At 37.5% G+C, this 2571-nt stretch carries 1 protein-coding gene and 1 pseudogene; both read left to right on the top strand.

Annotation, left to right across the window (positions count from 1 at the left end; genetic code table 11):
• Positions 1 to 141: 141 nt before the first annotated feature.
• Positions 142 to 483, top strand: a pseudogene (locus tag ACIQXQ_RS20755) (DUF6176 family protein); the annotation flags it as partial.
• Positions 484 to 752: 269 nt separating this feature from the next.
• Positions 753 to 2180 carry an aldehyde dehydrogenase family protein gene (locus tag ACIQXQ_RS20750; RefSeq protein WP_402959886.1) on the top strand — a complete coding sequence of 476 codons (1428 nt, stop codon included), beginning with the start codon at positions 753 to 755 and terminating at the stop codon, positions 2178 to 2180.
• The last annotated feature ends 391 nt before the right edge of the window (positions 2181 to 2571 follow it).

Below are 2571 nucleotides of genomic sequence, written 5' to 3'. Positions count from 1 at the left end.
AACTTCAAATCACACTATATGGATAGATACTATCGTTCCTTATATATAATCATACACTGTAGAACTGAACATTGTTATTTATTTCAAAACTATATAAAATATGTAACGTAGATAAGTTATCAAATTTTATGGAGGATATGCATGAATGTAGAACTTACAAGATTTAGAGTGAAGGAAGGAAAATCAGAACAAGTAGATGAATGGTTAAGGTTTCTTAATGAAAATATGAATAATGTGCTGATAACGCTTGAAGGAGAAAAGATGTATGTAGAAACGATATTTAGAGAGATTCTAAATGGTGAGGAATATCTATATTGGTACTCTGTCCAAGGTGATAATGGTCTCGAAGTGAACGATTCAGATCACTGGATAGATAAAAAACATGTAGAGTATTGGAAAGAATGTATCGATGAAACATTTAGGCCGGTCGATTTAAAAACCGAAGTAGTGATGACCCCTCCTAATATAAGGGAAATGATGAAAAGACCTCAATTTTTTGAGGTCTTTTTTGTATTTCACACCCCCTATTTGTTTGGAAGCAGTAAAACTATCAAACCTTGCCTATCACCGCTTGAAAACATAATTTAGGTTTATGAATTTTAAATTTAAATTTCCATATGATACATCATTTAAGATTAATTGGTACCTAAACCCATTTTCAACTATCCTATCCAGTTACAAGTAATTATAACGTTTACTCTTCATTATACAGGGAAAAAACCTAATATAAATGAAGAAAAGGAGCTGGAATAATGCATAACTATATACAACAATATATTAATGGTGAATGGGTGGATTCCACAAGTACAGAAACGATTGAAGTTATTAACCCAGCTACAGAAAAAGTCATCGGGAAAATTAGTGCTGGTTCTAAAGAGGATGTCGATCGTGCAGTTGAAGCAGCACGTGCTGCCTTCCCCTCCTTCTCTAGAATGGATATAGAAGACAGAATTAAACTTTTAGAGAATATTGCTAAAGAATATGAAAACCGGAAAGATGATCTTGTTAAAGTTATAACCGAAGAGTTAGGTTCTCCTATTACTCGTAGTGAACAGATTCAGTACGAGATGGGCTTACAGCATTTTAAAAAAGCGGCTGAACTCCTTAAAACCTTCGAGTTTACTGAACAAAGAGGAAACACCTTAATCAAAAAAGAAGCAATTGGCGTTGCCGGTCTTATTACCCCCTGGAATTTCCCGACAAATCAACCCTCTACCAAACTAGCAAGTGCATTTGCTGCAGGTAGCACGGTCGTACTAAAGCCTGCCGCCATGACACCATTTGCGGCAATCATCCTAGCAGAGATCTTTGATAAAGCCGGATTACCTAAAGGGGTATTCAACTTAGTAAATGGGTCGGGCTCAACCATTGGGGACGCCATCAGTTCTCATCCAGGTATCGATTTCGTTTCCTTCACCGGTTCGGGTCCCGTGGGTACGAAAATCATGGAAAATGCGGCTCAAGATATAAAGAAAGTGTCACTTGAACTAGGAGGGAAATCTCCGTTAGTTATTTTAAAAGACGCAAATGTTAAAGATGCGGCACGAACAGCCATTTTAAATGTTGCGATGAATACCGGACAAGTTTGTACAGCGGCAACACGGACCATCATTCCAAAATCGATGCATGATGAATTCATTGAGGCCGTCAAAGAAGCACTTCCTGATTTTCCCGTAGGTGATCCACAAGATAAAAATACCTTCATGGGACCACAAGTTTCTAAAGAGCAATGGGAAACTGTACAGTCTTATATAAATAAAGGTACAGAAGAAGGAGCCACTCTTGTCGCTGGTGGGCCAGGAAAACCAGATGGACTCGATAAAGGATATTTCTCAAAAATCACCGTTTTCACTAATGTAAAAAACGATATGACCATTGCCCAAGAAGAAATCTTTGGACCTGTCATGTCCATACTGACTTATGAAACCATCGATGAAGCCATCGAAATAGCCAATGACACAAAATATGGTTTAGCCGGGTATGTATTCGGTCAAAATCCAGATGAATTGTTCAAAGTGGCTTCAAACATTCGGGCCGGCCAAATCACGGTCAACAATCCAAAAACAGACTTCTCTGCTCCATTCGGCGGTTTCAAACAGTCAGGAATCGGTCGTGAATGGGGTGATTATGGAATTGAGGAATTCCTAGAACCGAAAGCTATTATAGGTATGCCCTCTTAAGGGTTTATGTGGGTGTCCTTGTCGGGCACCCTTTAACTATGATGGAATTAAACATAATACTTCCTTATAAATGCCCACATCTCAACCATTTTATTTCCTATATCTATCCAGATAAATCTGATTTACTATAGTAGTAGCAATGAATGATTACACTTTGATGGCAATCTATACATTGGTTTCCCTACATCTACTTTCAACGATACCTGAAAGTTCGACCAAAAGGCATGTAATATTTTTGAATGCCCGACCAAGCTAATAGACTCCAATAAAAATCTTAATTATGCAAAAAAAGGGATGGGGCTGTCTAATAAGTCCCTAAAATAAAACAGGTGGAGAAAAACGAGTTGTTTTTCTCCACCTGTTTTTCTATTTCTATAATAATTTACTGAAA

Origin of the sequence: Peribacillus sp. NPDC097198 (genome assembly GCF_044762055.1) — a bacterium.
Taxonomy (GTDB): Bacteria; Bacillota; Bacilli; order Bacillales; family DSM-1321; genus Peribacillus.
The sequence above is the reverse complement of the archived record's forward strand: the minus strand, read 5'-3'. Positions and strand labels throughout refer to the sequence as shown.